The sequence below is a fragment of the Streptomyces sp. JLBT605 genome, from assembly GCF_058215555.1.
Genome location: NZ_CM177087.1, coordinates 5,940,858 through 5,954,587 on the forward strand (window position 1 = coordinate 5,940,858; position 13,730 = coordinate 5,954,587).

Here is a 13,730-nt window from a genome sequence, read left to right on the forward strand (position 1 = left end):
GTATTTCCCGCCCGCGGTGAAACTGTTTCCGCGGCCTATGCCACACGCAACAGCACGGATAAGTCGAACGGGGGATGCGAAGAACCATGTCAGCACAGCGGATACCGGTGGAGAACCCCGCGCTCGGAGAGGTCTTCGCGCACGCTCCCGGCTGCGGCGCCGAACAGCTGGAGACGGTGGTGGACGGCGCGGCCCGCGCCTTCCCGACGTGGGCGGCGCTGCCGCCGGCGGACCGCCGCCGGCACCTGCTCGACTGCCACCGCGCCCTGCTCGGCTCCGCCTCCGAAGTGGCCGAGCTGCTCACCCGGGAGCAGGGCAAACCCCTGCGGCACGCGCGGGCCGAAGTCCAGCTGGCCGCCGAGTGGTTCGCGCACACCGCCGAACTCTCCCTGACGCCCGAGCCGCTGGCCGAGGAGGCCACCGCGCGGATCACACTGGAACGTGTGCCGCACGGCGTCGTCGCGGCCATCGCACCCTCCAACTACCCCATCCTGCTCGCCGTCTGCAAGATCGCCCCGGCGCTGCTGGCGGGCAACACGGTCGTCCTCAAACCCTCGCCCGTCACCCCGCTCTCCACTCTGCTGATGGGTGAGGTGCTGGCCGGGGTCCTGCCGCCGGGCGTCCTCCAGACCGTCGTCGGCGACGGCGAGCTGGGCGCCCGGCTGACCGGCCACCCGGCCGTGCGGCTGGTGTCCTTCACCGGCTCGGTCGCCACCGGCCGGGCCATCGCCCGGCAGGCCGCGACCGACTTCACCCGGCTGGTCCTGGAGCTCGGCGGCAACGACCCCGCCATCGTGCTGCCCGGCGCGGACGTCGAGAGCACCGCACGGCACCTGTTCGAGCAGGCGATGGTCAACAGCGGCCAGTTCTGCGCCGCGGTCAAACGGATCTACGCGCCCCGGGCGCTCTGCGCCCAGCTCACCGAGGTCCTCGCCGAGCTGGCCGAGGCCGCCGTGCTCGGCGACGGGCTCGACCCGGCCACCGAGTACGGCCCGCTGGTCAGCCGCGACCAACTCGACTGGGTGGCGGCGCTGGTGGACGACGCGGTACGCGCCGGAGCGCGGCTCGTCACCGGCGGCCGGGCGCTGGACCGCCCCGGCCACTTCTACCCGCCCACCGTCGTCACCGACCTCCCGCAGGGAACCGGCCTGGAAGTCCAGGAGCAGTTCGGCCCGGTCATCCCCGTCATCCCCTACCAGGAGCCGGCCGAGGCGATCGCGCGGGCCAACGCCTCACCGTTCGCCCTGGGCTGCTCGCTCTGGGGCGACGAGGAACGGGCGGCCGAGGCGGCCCGGGCCCTGGACTGCGGAACCGTGTGGATCAACGACCACGGGCGGCTCCGCCCCGACGTGCCCTTCGGCGGCCACCGGCACTCCGGCATCGGCGTCGAGTACGGCCACTGGGGCCTCCTCGAATACACCCAGATCAAAATCCACCACCTCTCCCTCCGCGGAGGAGATCAGGAGCAGGCATGAGCGACACCACTTCCGGCAGCGCCGACGGCTCACCGCTGGTCGACCTGACCGGGGTCAACGTCTTCGTCGGCGGACCCATCCAGCACGCCATCCAGCCCGGCGGGTTCCACGCACCGCTGCGGCACGCCATCCACGACGTCATCGAGACGGTGTCGGCCGCGGGCGGCAACGTCTTCTCCGCGCACGTCGCCGAGAAGTTCGGCGAGGACACCCCGCTGTTCACTCCGGAGCGCGTCAGCGTGCGAGACCTGGGCTGGATGCGCCGCTGCGACGTGTTCGTCCCCGTTCTCCCGGTCGACGGCGACGGCGACCTGATGCGCACCGACGGCACCCACATCGAACTCGGCTGGGCCTCCGCACTCGGCAGACCGATCGTGGCGGTGACGCCCCTGCCGATGGCCGCCAACGCCAGCCATCTGCTGCGCGGGCTGCCCGCGGTGGCCGACGTCAGCGTCTTCGACCTCGCCGAGGTGCACCGCAACCCCGCCGACCTGCTGCTGCTGTTACGGAAGGTGGGCCGGGAGGTCGTGATGTCGGAGTGAGTCCCGCCAGCCACCAGAATCCCTCGGCCACCGAGATCCTGGGACTCTCCCTGACCTCACCCGTCATCGTCGGCTCGGGCCTCCTCACCGACCAGGAACGCAACATCCGCAGACTCATCGCCGCCGGGGCGGGCGCCGTGGTCACCAAGACCATCCACCCCAATCCGGCGCCCGCCGGCAACGAGCGCCTGCTGCGCCTGCCCACCGGCATGATCAACAGCACCACCTACTCCCGCCGCTCCATCGACGACTGGTGCGCCATGCTGCGCCGCTTCGCCGACGAGCGACTGCCGGTGATCGCCTCCCTGCACGCGGACTCACCCGGCCAGCTCGGCGCGCTGGCCGAGCGGGTCGCGGCCACCGGCTGCCGCGCCCTCGAACTCGGCATCTCCTGCATGAACGAGGAGGGCGGACTGCACGACACCCCGGAGCGCGTCGCCGCGTACACCAGCGCGGTGCGCGAGCGCACCGCCATACCGTTCAGCGTCAAACTCGCGGTGGGGGAGGGGGCGCGCCGGCGCATCGACGCCGCGGTGGCCTCCGGCGCCGACGCGATCACCCTGAGCGACACCCTCCCCGGCCTCGCCGTGGACGCCGACACCGGCGAGGTGCTGCTCGGCGGCGCCTTCGGCTACTCGGGCCCCGGCATCAAACCGCTGGTGCTCGCCGAACTCCACGGCTTGCGCCGGCGCGGGACCACGGTGCCGGTGATGGGCGGCGGCGGGGTGCGCAGCGCGGTCGACGTGGCCGAGTACCTGAGCGTGGGCGCCGACGCCGTGCAGGTCTACACCGCGCTGCACACCCATATGCACCAGACCCTGGCGGCCATCCGCGAGGGCTTCGACGACTGGCTGCGCGGCCACGGCGGCACCGTCGCCGACCTGGCGCTCCGGCAAGGAAAAGGGGGACGGACGTGCGGCAGCGTGTCCAAGACGTGACCTCGTACGGCGATCTGACCAGCCCCGAAGTGGCCGCGGCGATGGCCGGTGCCACGCTGGTGTGGCCGGTGGGCGGCCTGGAGCAGCACGGCCCGCACCTGCCGCTGTCGGTGGACTTCGACATCGCCGACGCCCTGGCACGCCAACTGGTCGCGGAGATCGGCGGTGTGCTGCTGCCCGGACAGCCGATCTCGGCCCGGTCGCTGCCGCAGAGCGGGGGCGGGCTGCACTTCCCGGGCACGCTCCACATCGGCGGCGGGACCTTCATCGACTACCTGACGCACGTCCTGCGGGCCGTCGCCCGGCTGAAGCCGGCCCGGCTGATCGTGGTCAACGGCCACTACGAGAACGAGGGCCTGCTCTTCGAGGCGATCGACGGCTGCGACCCGGCCCGGACCTTCCCGGCCACCGAGATCACCGCCTTCAGCTGGTGGAGCCTGGTGGCGGAGGACTGGCTCGGTGAGCACGCGCCGCGGTTCCCCGGCTGGCACGCCGAACACGCCGGACTGACCGAGACCAGTCTGATGATGTACCTCCGCCCCGAAGTGGTCCGCCCCACGCGGCTGGAGCACTCCACCCCGCCGGCGGCCGGCGTCTACCGCCACCCGGTCGACGTGGACCGCATGTCCAACCAGGGAGTGCTCTCCTCCACCACCGGCTCCAGCGCCGACCTGGGCGAGCGGCTCTTCTGGCACATCGTGGACGGCGTCATCCGAACCCTGTGAGCGAATCCCGGCGAACTTCCGAGCAGAGGTGGACCCATGCGCCTGCCGGCTACCGAGCGCGACGAATTCGAAGCACGTCTGCAGAGCCTCTTCGGAGACAAACTCCGTCCCGTCGAGGAGTCGTTCGACACCATCGAGACCTTCAAGGACGGGTCGTTCGCGATGGGGCATCTCGGACTGATGCTCTACACGAACGGATACAACATCCGTGGCACCAGCACCCGCCATCCATGCGGGCTGGTCTTCCATGACGGCGAGAACCTCTTCGGCGTAGGCTATTTCAGCAAGGAAGCACACCCCGCGAAGCACCTGCACATCGTCGCGCCCAAAGGGCCCGAGCGGGTCGCCGCGGTGAAGTCCTTCATCTCCGCGGTGCGCGAGGCGGGGCTGGCCCGGACCTCGATCTACGTACGGCATCTCTCGCCCTCCGACCAGCGGCTCTTCCTCGCGGCCGGATTCGACCCGGTGGAAACCGATCCCTGGCATCCGGTCGCCCCGGAAGAGGACGAGACCCACCCCAACCGCGTCTACTACCTCGATGAACTCTTCGAGCCGCAATCCGGCGGAAGCCTGCGGGTGAGGAACCTGACGGGACCGGAGCACCGCAAGTACCGGAGCAAGAACCGCCTGGCGTTCCGCAGGTTCGAGAACTTCCTGGCACGGAACGACCACCTGACCTTCGACATGCGCCGTTACGGTCACAGCGCGGCGGAGATGGCGCAGGCCAGGGGGATCGTGGAGGGGTACTTCACGGCCCGCCGGGAAAAGGGCGAGGTGGTCGGATCCACCCCCGAGGACTACCTGGCGATCATCACCCAGCGGCCCGGCGGCGAGAACGAACGCGATTACTTCGCCTATCTGGGCAGCCTCTCCGTCGACGGCGGGGACGAGGTTCCCGTGATGTTCTTCGCCGGAGAGCGCACCGCCCCGCGGCGGGCGTCGCTCTACTGCACCATGTCCATGCGTTTTCCGGAACGGCTGACCGGAATATTCAAGGACCCGACGGGGTTCACCGCGATTCCCCAGTACGTCTGGCTGAACGTGTTCAAGAAGATGTGGGACCAGGGGATCCGCGAGGTGGACGCGGGCGGTTCCGAAGTCAAGGGTCTCGACGACCAGAAGCGGCAGTTGGGCGGCAAGCCCGAAAAGACCTACTGGGTCGTCGGCTGACTCCAGCCGACCGATCCGGACCTTCCCAAGTCGCGCCCAGGGGGTATGTCAATGGAATCGCGCACGCCATACGAGGAATTCGATGTCTGCGTCGTCGGGCTGGGATATGTGGGCGTCACACTCGCCGCCGCGCTGGTCTCGACCGGCAAGCGGGTACTGGGTTACGAGATCAATCCCGAGGTCGCGGACGAGCTCGCCCAGGGCCGTCTCCAGCTGTCGGAGCCCGGCGTCGAGACACTCCTGAAGGAGAGTTCCGCGCGGGGAACCTTCGCGGTCACCTCCGACATCGGCGGAGCCAAGCTGCCGCCGACCGTCATCATCTGTGTCGGAACGCCCATCCGGGCCGGCTCCACCACACCCGACCTCACCCACCTGGAAGCGGCCACCGAGTCGATCGCCGCCGGGGTGGACGAGGAGACCCTGGTGATCGTGCGCAGCACGGTCCCCGTCGGCACCTCGCGCGGCCTGGTGCTGCCCATCCTGCGGCGCCGCACCGCCGAACCGCTGCTGGCCTTCTGCCCGGAGCGCACCATCCAGGGCCAGGCGCTGAAGGAGTTGCTGTCGCTGCCGCAGATCGTCGGCGGCCTCACCGACGAGGCCGCCAAACTGGCCGCCGGCCTCTTCGCGACCGTCAGCGGCGCGGTGGTGCCGGTCTCCTCGCTGGAGGCGGCCGAACTGGTCAAGCTGATCTGCAACTGCCACACCGACCTCATCTACGGCTTCGGCAACGAGGTCGGACTGATCGCGGAGAAGCTCGGGCTGGACGCCATGGAGGTCATCGCCTCCGCCAACCTCGACTACCCCAGGCCCGACCTGCACAAGCCCGGCTTCGTCGGGGGCAGCTGCCTGACCAAGGACCCCTATCTGCTCGCCTACTCCCTGGCCCCGCACGGCCACACACCCGAGCTGGTCAAGGCCGCCCGCACCCTGAACGAGTCCATGCCGCGCCGGGTCGGGGAACGCGTCCTCGCCGCGCTGCGGGAGGCGGGCCAGGACCCCGCCCGGGCCAGGATCCTGATCTCCGGATTCGCCTACAAGGGCCGCCCCGAGACGGACGATCTGCGCGGCGCCGCCTACGAACCGCTGCTGGCCTTCCTCGACGGCCGGGTCGGCGAGATCGTCGGCCACGACTTCGTGGTGCCACCGGAGCGGCTCTGGGAGCTGGGCGTACGCCCGGCGGGACTCGCCGAAGGGTTCACCGGAGCGCACGCGGCGATCCTGCTCAACGACCACGCCAGGTACGGCGAGGCGGACACCGACGACCTGATCTCACGGATGTCCGCACCGGCCCTGGTCTACGACACCTGGCGGGCGCTCCCGCCGGCGACCCATGCGCCCACGACCAAGGTAATGAGGCTCGGCAGTGCGTAAGAAGATCCTGATCACCGGCGGCGCCGGATTCATCGGTCTCCATCTGGCCGCCAAGCTCGCCACCACCTGCGACGTCACCCTGCTCGACGACTTCAGCAGGGGCCACTTCGACCAGCAGGTCACCGAACTCCTCGGCCGGGTCACCCTGGTGGAACACGACCTGACCCGGCCGGTCCCCCAAGGACTGCTCCCCGACGACTTCACCGAGGTCTACCACCTGGCCGCCGTGGTGGGGGTGGTGTACTCCAACCAGGAGCCGCAGCGCGTCCTGCGCACCAACCTGCTCTCCACCGTCCACCTCCTGGACTGGGTCACCACGCTCCCCGATGCCACGCTCCTCTTCGCCTCCTCCAGCGAGGCGTACGCGGGCAGCGTCGCCGCCGGCATCGCTCCCGTCCCCACCACCGAGGACGTGCCGCTGCTGGTCTCCGATCCCGAGGCGGCCCGCTCCTCCTACGGCTTCAGCAAGATCGCGGGCGAGCTGCTGTGCCGGCACTACGCCGAGGCGTACGGGTTCGCGCTGCGCATGGTCCGCTTCCACAACGTCTACGGGCCGCGCATGGGGTACGAGCACGTCATCCCGCAGTTCATCGAGCGGCTGCTCGCCGGCGCCGACCCCTTCCCCGTCTACGGCGCCGACCAGACCCGCGCGTTCTGCTATGTGGACGACGCGGTCGACGCGATCACCGCGCTGACCGCGCTGCCGGCCAAGGAGCCGCTGCTGGTCAACGTCGGCAACGACCAGGAGGAGATCCTCATCGAGGAGCTGGCGGGCAAGGTCTTCCAGGCCGCCGGCCGCGCGCCCGCCCTCGACATCCACCCCGCCCCGCCGCTCTCTCCCGCCCGCCGCCTGCCGGACCTCACCCGGCTCCGGGAACTGACCGGCTACCGCCCCAAGGTGGACCTCGGCGAGGGGCTGCGCCGCACCTACCAGTGGTACGCGGCGGACATCGCGGCCCGCGGAGCGGGGCGGTGAGCCGGATGCGGGTGCGGTATGTGCACCGCGGCTACTTCCCCGCGCGCGCCGGTGCCGAGCTGATGACGCAGTACCTCGCCGAATCCATGAGCCGGCGCGGCGCGGAGGTCGGCGTCTACTCCCCGGCGGCGACGGGGGACTCGGCCCGCCTCATGGCCGCAGCCGGGGTGAGCGTCGAACCCTTCCCCGGCCTCGCCGGCGCGCCCGAGGCGGACGTGGTCCACGCCTTCGACGCCTTCCACCCGCAGGACCTGCGGGCCGGCCTGGAGCTCGCCCGGGCGTGGCACGTTCCCTTCGCCGTCACGCCCGCCTCCGCGCCCGAGGTGTGGCCGGAGAGGGAAACCGTGCTCGAGGTCTGCCGGTCGGCGGACGCCGTCTTCGTGCTGACCGGCGCGGAACGCGACATGCTGCGCGCCGGAGGGGTCCGGGACTGCGTCCTCCATCTCATCGGCCAGGGCCCGCACCTGCCCGGCACGCCCGACCCGTCCGGCTTCCGGCGGACCCACGGCATCACCGGGCCCATGGTGCTCTTCCTCGGCCGGAAGATGCGGTCCAAGGGGTACACCGTCCTGCTGGAGGCGACCCGCCAGGTCTGGGCCCGCCACCCGGACACCCACTTCGTCTTCCTGGGAACCCGCTGGGACGACGACTGCGCACGCCGGTTCGCCGCGCACGCCGACCCGCGCATCACCGAGCTCGACACGGTGGACGAGGACACCAAGCACAGCGCTCTCGCCGCCTGCGACCTGGTGTGCGTGCCGTCCACCGCCGATGTCTTCCCGCTCGTCTACGTGGAGGCGTGGGCCTGCCGCAAGCCGGTCGTCGGCTCCGCCTTCATGGGCAGCTCCGAGGTGATCGCGCACGGTCGCGACGGCCTGATCGCCGAACCGGCCCCCGGGCCGGTCGCGGAGGCGGTGAACCGCCTGATCGCCGACCCGGCCGAACGGGCGGCGATGGGGGAGCGCGGCCACCAGCGAGCGCGCCGCGACCTCACCTGGGACGCGGTCGCCGACCGGGTGCACCGCGCCTACTCCGCCCTGCTGGCCGGCCGGCGACCGACGGAGGAGGTCCGATGAGAGCAGTCGTCCTGGCCGGAGGCGAGGGCCGCAGGCTCCGGCCCGCCACCCTCACCGTACCCAAGCCGCTCATCAGGATCGACGGGATACCGATCCTCCACCTCATCCTGCTGCAACTGCGCAGCGCCGGCTTCACCCACGTCACCCTCTCGCTCGGCTACCGGGCCCACATGATCGAGGCCAGCTTCGGCGGGAACCGTTGGCACGGCCTGGAGTTGAGCTTCTCCCTGGAGCGGGAGCCGCTGGGCACCGCCGGGCCGCTCACCCTGCTGCCGCCGTTCGAGGAATCCACCCTCGTGATGAACGCGGACGTGCTCACCGACATCGACTTCGCCGACCTGTGGTCACGGCACCGCAAGTCGCAGGCGGCCGCGACCATCGCGCTCGCCCCGCAGCACATCGACGTCGCGCACGGGGTGGTGCAGATCGACGAGGCGGACCGGGTGACCGGATTCCGCGAGAAGCCCCGGATGAGCTACCTGGTCAACAGCGGCATCTACGTCCTGGAGCCCTCCTTGCTCACCCTGCTGCCCCCGCGCGGGCGCCACGACATGCCCACCCTCCTGGAGGACGCGCGGGAGCGCGGGGAGCGCGTCGAAGGCTATGTCTTCGACGGCGCCTGGCACGACATCGGCACCCCCGAACAACTCGGCTCCGCCACCGAGGCGTTCCGCGCCGACCGCTCCCGCTACCTCGCCCCCGACGAGCAGCGCCGGCTGTACGCCGCCAGCGGCCCGGCGGAGGAGGTGGTGCGCGGATGAGCCGGTGGAAGATCTCCCTGTACCGCCCGGAGCTGAGCGCGGCCGAGACGGAGGCGGTGACCGAGGTGCTGCGCTCGGGCTGGCTGTCCACCGGACCGGTCACCGAGGACTTCGAGGCCAGATACGCCGCCGCCCTCGGCGTCCCCGACGCCGTCGCCGTCAGCAGCGGGACCGCCGCCCTGCACCTGGCGTTCCTCGCCCTCGGGCTCGGCCCGGGCGACGAGGTGGTGCTGCCCTCGCTCAGCTTCGTCTCGGCGGCCGCCACCGTCGTGCTGTGCGGGGCGACCCCGGTCTTCGCGGAGGTCGGCGGGGCACACGACCTGTGCCTGGACCCGGCCGACGCCGCTGCCCGGATCACCCCCCGCACCCGGGCGATCGTCGCCATGCACTACGGCGGATACGCGGCCGATCTGCGGGCCCTTTCCGCACTGGCCCGGCGCCACGGGCTCGCCCTGATCGAGGACTCCGCCCACGCCCCGGCCACCGCGACCGCCCAGGGCGTCCTGGGCACGGTCGGCGACATCGGCTGCTACAGCTTCTTCGCCACCAAGAACCTGGCGATGGGGGAGGGCGGCGCGGTCGTCGCGAAAGACCCCGAGGTACGCGCCCGGATCAGGCGGCTGCGCTCGCACGCGCTGACGGTGAGCGCCCAGGAGCGCCACCGGGGCGGCCCCGCCGGCTACGACGTGGACGGCTTCGGGCTCAACTACCGCCCGACGGAGATCGCCTGCGCCATCGGACGCGTCCAGCTCGACTCGCTGGCGGCCGGACAGCACCGGCGCCGGGAGGCGGTGCGGGCCTACCGGGAGCACCTGGCCGACCTCCCCGGCATCGTCCTGCCGTTCGCCGGCCGGCCGGTGGAGGAGAGCGCCCACCACCTCTTCCCGGTGGTGCTGCCCGAGGAACTCGACCGCGAGGCGGTGCAGGACCGGCTGCGTGCGGCGGGCATCCAAAGCGGCGTGCACTACCCGCCCAGCCACCTGTTCACCGCCTACCGCCGGCGCCTCGGGCTCGGCCGCGGCAGCCTGCCGGTCACCGAGAGCGTCACCGACCGCCAGCTGTCCCTGCCGCTGCACGCCGGCCTCACGCCACAGGACGCCCTGCAGGTCGCCGAGGCGGTGAGCGAAGCATGGACGACGCGGTGACGGCGGCGCGCTGGACCCGCCTCGTCGACGGCGTCCCGCACCGCGACGGGCGGCCGTTCTTCAGCGTGGGCGTCAACTACCACCCCTCCCGGGCCGGTTGCGACTACTGGCGGGAGTGGGACGCCGAGGGGCTCGACGCCGACTTCCGCCGGATGGCCGACGCCGGCCTCAACACCGTGCGGTTCTTTCTCTTCTGGGCCGACTTCGAGCCCGAGGAAGGCCGTTACGACCCGGTCATGACCGGGCGGTTGCGCGAGCTGGTCGCCCTCGCGGAACGGCACGGACTGCTCTGCCTGCCCTCCCTGCTGACGATCTGGATGAACGGGCAGCTCTTCGACCCGCCCTGGCGCGCCGGCCGCGACCTGTGGACCGATCCGGAGATGGCCGAGCGGCAGCGCGCCTTCGTGCACCACATCGCCGGCTGTCTGCGCGAGGCGCCCAACGTCTACGCCTATGACCTCGGCGACGAGATCATCCACGTCGACCCCGCCGCCTCCGCCGCCGTCGACGCCGAAGGGGCCCGGGCCTGGTGGGCGCTGCTCGCCGGCGCCGTCCGCGAGGCCGATCCCGCGGCGCTGGTGCTCCAGGCCAACGAGGGCTCGGCGGTCTTCGGCGACCACGCCTTCCGGCCCGAGCACGCCCAGCCGCTGGACCTGGTCGGACTGCACGGCTTCCCGCTGTGGACCCCCTACCACGTGGAGTCCCACTCGGCCCCCAAGGCCACTTCCTATGTGCCCTACCTGGTCCGCCGCGGGCGGGCCCACGCCCCGGTGTACGTCGACGAACTGGGCTCCTACGGCTGCGACGAGGCCACCGCGGCACGGTATCTGCGGGCCGCGGCGCACAGCGCCTTCGCGGCCGGCGCGGTCGGCACGGCCGTCTGGTGCTGGCAGGACTTCACCGCGCGGAGCAAGCCGTACGCGCTGCGCCCCGGTGAACGCTTCACGGGCCTGCTGGACGCCGACGGCCGGGAGAAGCCCGCGATGGCCGAGTACCGGAGCTTCGCCCGCCGGATCACCGGCGATCTCGCCGGATTCCGGCCGCTCCCCGCCCAGGTCGGCGTCTTCCTGCCCGGCAGGGGCGGCGGCACGGGCTACCTGGCCTCCACCGAGACCGGTGACGCCGCGGCCTTCCACGCCCACCTGCTGCTGCGCCAGGCCCACCTCTCCCATGAGTTCACCGGCGATCTGGCCGGTGGTGCGGAGTCGGCGCGGTACGCCATGGTGATCTGCCCCTCGGCGCCGGAGCTCTCCCTTGCGGACCAGCAGCTGCTCCAGGCTTACGTCGACTCCGGCGGCGTACTGCTCTACACCGCGGGCGAGCTGATGTGCGGCGCCGGGCGCGAGGAGCTGTTCGGGGTGCGGATGCGGGACTTCACCCTGCGCCCGGCCGAGCAGCGGGGCTTCACCTGGTCCGGGGTCCGCTTCCCGGCGGAGTGGCCACCCGGCCAGATCCCGGTGATCGACACCGCCGGCGCCGAGACGCTCGCCGTCTTCCCGGGCGGCGCACCCGCCCTCACCCGCCACCGCCGCGGCCGGGGCGTCGTGTACTACCTCAACGCCCCGCTGGAGGCCCGGCTGAACGCCCCGTACCGGATGGACGAGGCGCCCTGGCACCGGTTGTACGCCGCCGTCGCCGAGGCGGAGGGGATCCGCCCCGCGTTCTTCGCCGACGATCCGTCGGTGGAGTGCACCGTCCTGGGACGCGGCGACGAGCGCTGCGGGGTGGTGGTCAACCACGCCGCCGAGCAGACGCCCACGACCGTGACGCGGGTGGCCGGGGACGGCCTGCCGGCGATGACCCAGCGGCTGCTGCTGGAGCCGAAGGGCGTCCACCTGGCTCGCTGGCGCCTCGGAGACCAGGGGGCGGGCCGGTGATCATCGACTCGCATGTGCACGCCGGGGAGTACTACCGCCACTTCTCGGCCCGCTTCGCCGGGCAGATGATGGCCACCACAGGCATGCCGCCCGAAGCGCTGTCGGCACCCGAGGCGAGACTGATCGCCGAGATGGACGCGGCCGGTGTCGACCAGGCCTTCCTGCTCGCCTTCGACGTGCGGCGGGTCGAGGGATTCTCGGTCCCCAACGAGTTCGTCGCGGACATGTGCGCCCGCCACCCCGGCCGGTTCATCGGCTTCGCCTCCGTGGACGCGGGCACCCCCGGGGCCGCCGCCCGGCTGCGGCACGCGGTGACCGAACTGGGGCTGCGCGGCCTCAAGACGGCCCCCTGCTACCTGCGCATGTCACCCGCCGACCCGCTGTGGTACCCGGTCTACGAAACCGCGCAGGAGCTCGCCATCCCGGTCCTGGTCCACACCGGATACACGCCCGCCGAGAACGCCGACAGCCGCTACTTCTCGCCGCTGCTCCTGGAACCGGTGGCCCGGGACTTCCCCGAGCTCACCCTGATCCTGGCCCACCTGGGAACCCCGTGGACCACGCACTGCCTCCGACTGCTGGCCCGCCACCCCCGGCTCCACGCCGACCTGTCGATCTTCGGCTCCTACCAGCCGCTCCCGGCAGTGGCCGCGGCCCTGGCCCACGCCCGTGAACTGGGCGTTGTGGAACGGGTGTTGTGGGGCACCGACTTCCCCTTCGCCACCATGACCGAGGCCGTGGCCCGCATGGCGGAGCTGGCCAAGGACACCGCGCCGTGGCCCACGGGCAGCGGCCCGCTCACCGCGGAGGAGTACCGGGCCCTCATGGGCGGCACCGCCGCGCGACTGATCGCTTGAGAGGAAACCATGAACTTCGTCCAGGGATACGAATTCGACGAGATGTCGCGCCGGCCGCTCTACGGCGAGGTGACACAGCGCCTGGTCGACATCTGCCAGACCCCCGCCGGGGGCGTCGTGGCGGACGTCGGCTGCGGCTCCGGGCTCGCCACGGCGCTGCTCCTGGAACGCTCCGCGCACGTCGGCTCCATCGTGGGCGTCGACCCCTCGCCGCCGGAGCTGGCCATCGCCAGGAAGCGGCTGCGCGACCCCAAGGTGCGCTTCGTCGAGGGGCGCGCCCAGGACCTGTCCGACCTGGTCGGCCCGGTGGACGTCGCGGTGCTCAGCAATGTGATGCACCAGATCCCGATCGACGAGCGGGCCTCGGTGGTCCGCGGCTGCCACCGGTCGCTCAGGCCGGGCGGCCGGCTCGCCCTGAACACCCTGTTCTACGACGGTGCCGTGCTCCCCGAGACCCGCCGGTTCTACGCCGCCTGGCTGCACGCCACCCGCAGCCGGCTCCGCGGCCGGGGCAGCGACCTGGTGCTGGAGCGGGGCGCGCCCGTGGCGCTGGAGACCCTGACACCGGCGCAGCACGAGGAGGCCTTCCGCGCGGCCGGATTCTTTGAGGTCAAGTCCGAGGAGGTGGTCTACGGGTGGACCCTTCAGGACTGGGAAGCGCTGTGCGGCTACTCGGTCTTCATCACCGGCGCCACCGGCCTGACCGATCTCGCCCTCGGCTCAGCGGCGCTCAAGGAGGCCCTGCGGGAGACCTTCGAAGAGCTGGGGCTGACCGAGGTGGCGCGCGGCTGGCTCTTCGTGCACGGGGTCAGGTAGC

At 71.9% G+C, this 13,730-nt stretch carries 13 protein-coding genes; all 13 read left to right on the forward strand.

Translation table 11 applies throughout. The features are described from left to right. Positions 1 to 86: 86 nt before the first annotated feature. The 13 genes from AC4BDD_RS26055 to AC4BDD_RS26115 are packed head-to-tail and all read left to right on the forward strand — an operon-like array spanning position 87 to position 13,729. A complete protein-coding gene (locus AC4BDD_RS26055; RefSeq protein WP_490687887.1) occupies positions 87 to 1,475 on the forward strand; it encodes an aldehyde dehydrogenase family protein in 1,389 nt (462 codons plus the stop codon). Further along, entirely contained in the window at positions 1,472 to 2,017 is a 546-nt protein-coding gene (locus AC4BDD_RS26060) for a hypothetical protein (RefSeq protein WP_490687888.1), read from the forward strand. Before AC4BDD_RS26055 ends, AC4BDD_RS26060 begins: the two co-directional genes overlap by 4 nt. After that, positions 2,014 to 2,955 (forward strand): dihydroorotate dehydrogenase, encoded by a 942-nt coding sequence (locus AC4BDD_RS26065; protein ID WP_490687889.1) that lies wholly within the window; start codon positions 2,014 to 2,016, stop codon positions 2,953 to 2,955. The genes AC4BDD_RS26060 and AC4BDD_RS26065 overlap by 4 nt, the downstream gene beginning before the upstream one ends. Then, positions 2,931 to 3,680, forward strand: a complete 750-nt coding sequence (locus tag AC4BDD_RS26070; protein ID WP_490687890.1) for a creatininase family protein — start codon at positions 2,931 to 2,933, stop codon at positions 3,678 to 3,680. Before AC4BDD_RS26065 ends, AC4BDD_RS26070 begins: the two co-directional genes overlap by 25 nt. Positions 3,681 to 3,716: 36 nt before the next feature. Beyond that, positions 3,717 to 4,850 carry a hypothetical protein gene (locus AC4BDD_RS26075; protein WP_490687891.1) on the forward strand — a complete coding sequence of 378 codons (1,134 nt, stop codon included), beginning with the start codon at positions 3,717 to 3,719 and terminating at the stop codon, positions 4,848 to 4,850. Between the two features lie 51 nt (positions 4,851 to 4,901). Further along, entirely contained in the window at positions 4,902 to 6,221 is a 1,320-nt protein-coding gene (locus AC4BDD_RS26080; RefSeq protein WP_490687892.1) for a nucleotide sugar dehydrogenase, read from the forward strand. Next, complete coding sequence (locus AC4BDD_RS26085; RefSeq protein ID WP_490687893.1) at positions 6,214 to 7,197, forward strand: NAD-dependent epimerase/dehydratase family protein; 984 nt, start codon at positions 6,214 to 6,216, stop codon at positions 7,195 to 7,197. The genes AC4BDD_RS26080 and AC4BDD_RS26085 overlap by 8 nt, the downstream gene beginning before the upstream one ends. A 5-nt stretch (positions 7,198 to 7,202) precedes the next feature. Next, positions 7,203 to 8,273, forward strand: a complete 1,071-nt coding sequence (locus tag AC4BDD_RS26090) for a glycosyltransferase family 4 protein (RefSeq protein WP_490691939.1) — start codon at positions 7,203 to 7,205, stop codon at positions 8,271 to 8,273. Continuing rightward, on the forward strand, positions 8,270 to 9,034 hold the full coding sequence (locus tag AC4BDD_RS26095) for a nucleotidyltransferase family protein (protein WP_490687894.1): 765 nt from the start codon (positions 8,270 to 8,272) through the stop codon (positions 9,032 to 9,034). Before AC4BDD_RS26090 ends, AC4BDD_RS26095 begins: the two co-directional genes overlap by 4 nt. After that, positions 9,031 to 10,179 (forward strand): DegT/DnrJ/EryC1/StrS family aminotransferase, encoded by a 1,149-nt coding sequence (locus AC4BDD_RS26100; protein ID WP_490687895.1) that lies wholly within the window; start codon positions 9,031 to 9,033, stop codon positions 10,177 to 10,179. Before AC4BDD_RS26095 ends, AC4BDD_RS26100 begins: the two co-directional genes overlap by 4 nt. Further along, positions 10,164 to 12,056: a beta-galactosidase gene (locus AC4BDD_RS26105; RefSeq protein WP_490687896.1), complete on the forward strand. Its 1,893-nt coding sequence runs from the start codon at positions 10,164 to 10,166 to the stop codon at positions 12,054 to 12,056. Before AC4BDD_RS26100 ends, AC4BDD_RS26105 begins: the two co-directional genes overlap by 16 nt. Beyond that, positions 12,053 to 12,913, forward strand: coding sequence for an amidohydrolase family protein (locus tag AC4BDD_RS26110; protein WP_490687897.1), 861 nt, complete (start codon positions 12,053 to 12,055; stop codon positions 12,911 to 12,913). Before AC4BDD_RS26105 ends, AC4BDD_RS26110 begins: the two co-directional genes overlap by 4 nt. A gap of 9 nt (positions 12,914 to 12,922) precedes the next feature. Continuing rightward, positions 12,923 to 13,729, forward strand: a complete 807-nt coding sequence (locus tag AC4BDD_RS26115; protein ID WP_490687898.1) for a class I SAM-dependent methyltransferase — start codon at positions 12,923 to 12,925, stop codon at positions 13,727 to 13,729. The last annotated feature ends 1 nt before the right edge of the window (position 13,730 follow it).

Excerpts from the sequence above, each read along its gene's own strand:
- AC4BDD_RS26075 (WP_490687891.1), top strand. The coding sequence starts at position 3,717 with ATGCGCCTGCCGGCTACCGAGCGCGACGAATTCGAAGCACGTCTGCAG.
- AC4BDD_RS26100 (WP_490687895.1), top strand. The coding sequence starts at position 9,031 with ATGAGCCGGTGGAAGATCTCCCTGTACCGCCCGGAGCTGAGCGCGGCC.
- AC4BDD_RS26115 (WP_490687898.1), top strand. The coding sequence starts at position 12,923 with ATGAACTTCGTCCAGGGATACGAATTCGACGAGATGTCGCGCCGGCCG.
- AC4BDD_RS26080 (WP_490687892.1), top strand. The coding sequence starts at position 4,902 with ATGGAATCGCGCACGCCATACGAGGAATTCGATGTCTGCGTCGTCGGG.
- AC4BDD_RS26090 (WP_490691939.1), top strand. The coding sequence starts at position 7,203 with ATGCGGGTGCGGTATGTGCACCGCGGCTACTTCCCCGCGCGCGCCGGT.
- AC4BDD_RS26105 (WP_490687896.1), top strand. The coding sequence starts at position 10,164 with ATGGACGACGCGGTGACGGCGGCGCGCTGGACCCGCCTCGTCGACGGC.
- AC4BDD_RS26060 (WP_490687888.1), top strand. The coding sequence starts at position 1,472 with ATGAGCGACACCACTTCCGGCAGCGCCGACGGCTCACCGCTGGTCGAC.
- AC4BDD_RS26095 (WP_490687894.1), top strand. The coding sequence starts at position 8,270 with ATGAGAGCAGTCGTCCTGGCCGGAGGCGAGGGCCGCAGGCTCCGGCCC.
- AC4BDD_RS26055 (WP_490687887.1), top strand. The coding sequence starts at position 87 with ATGTCAGCACAGCGGATACCGGTGGAGAACCCCGCGCTCGGAGAGGTC.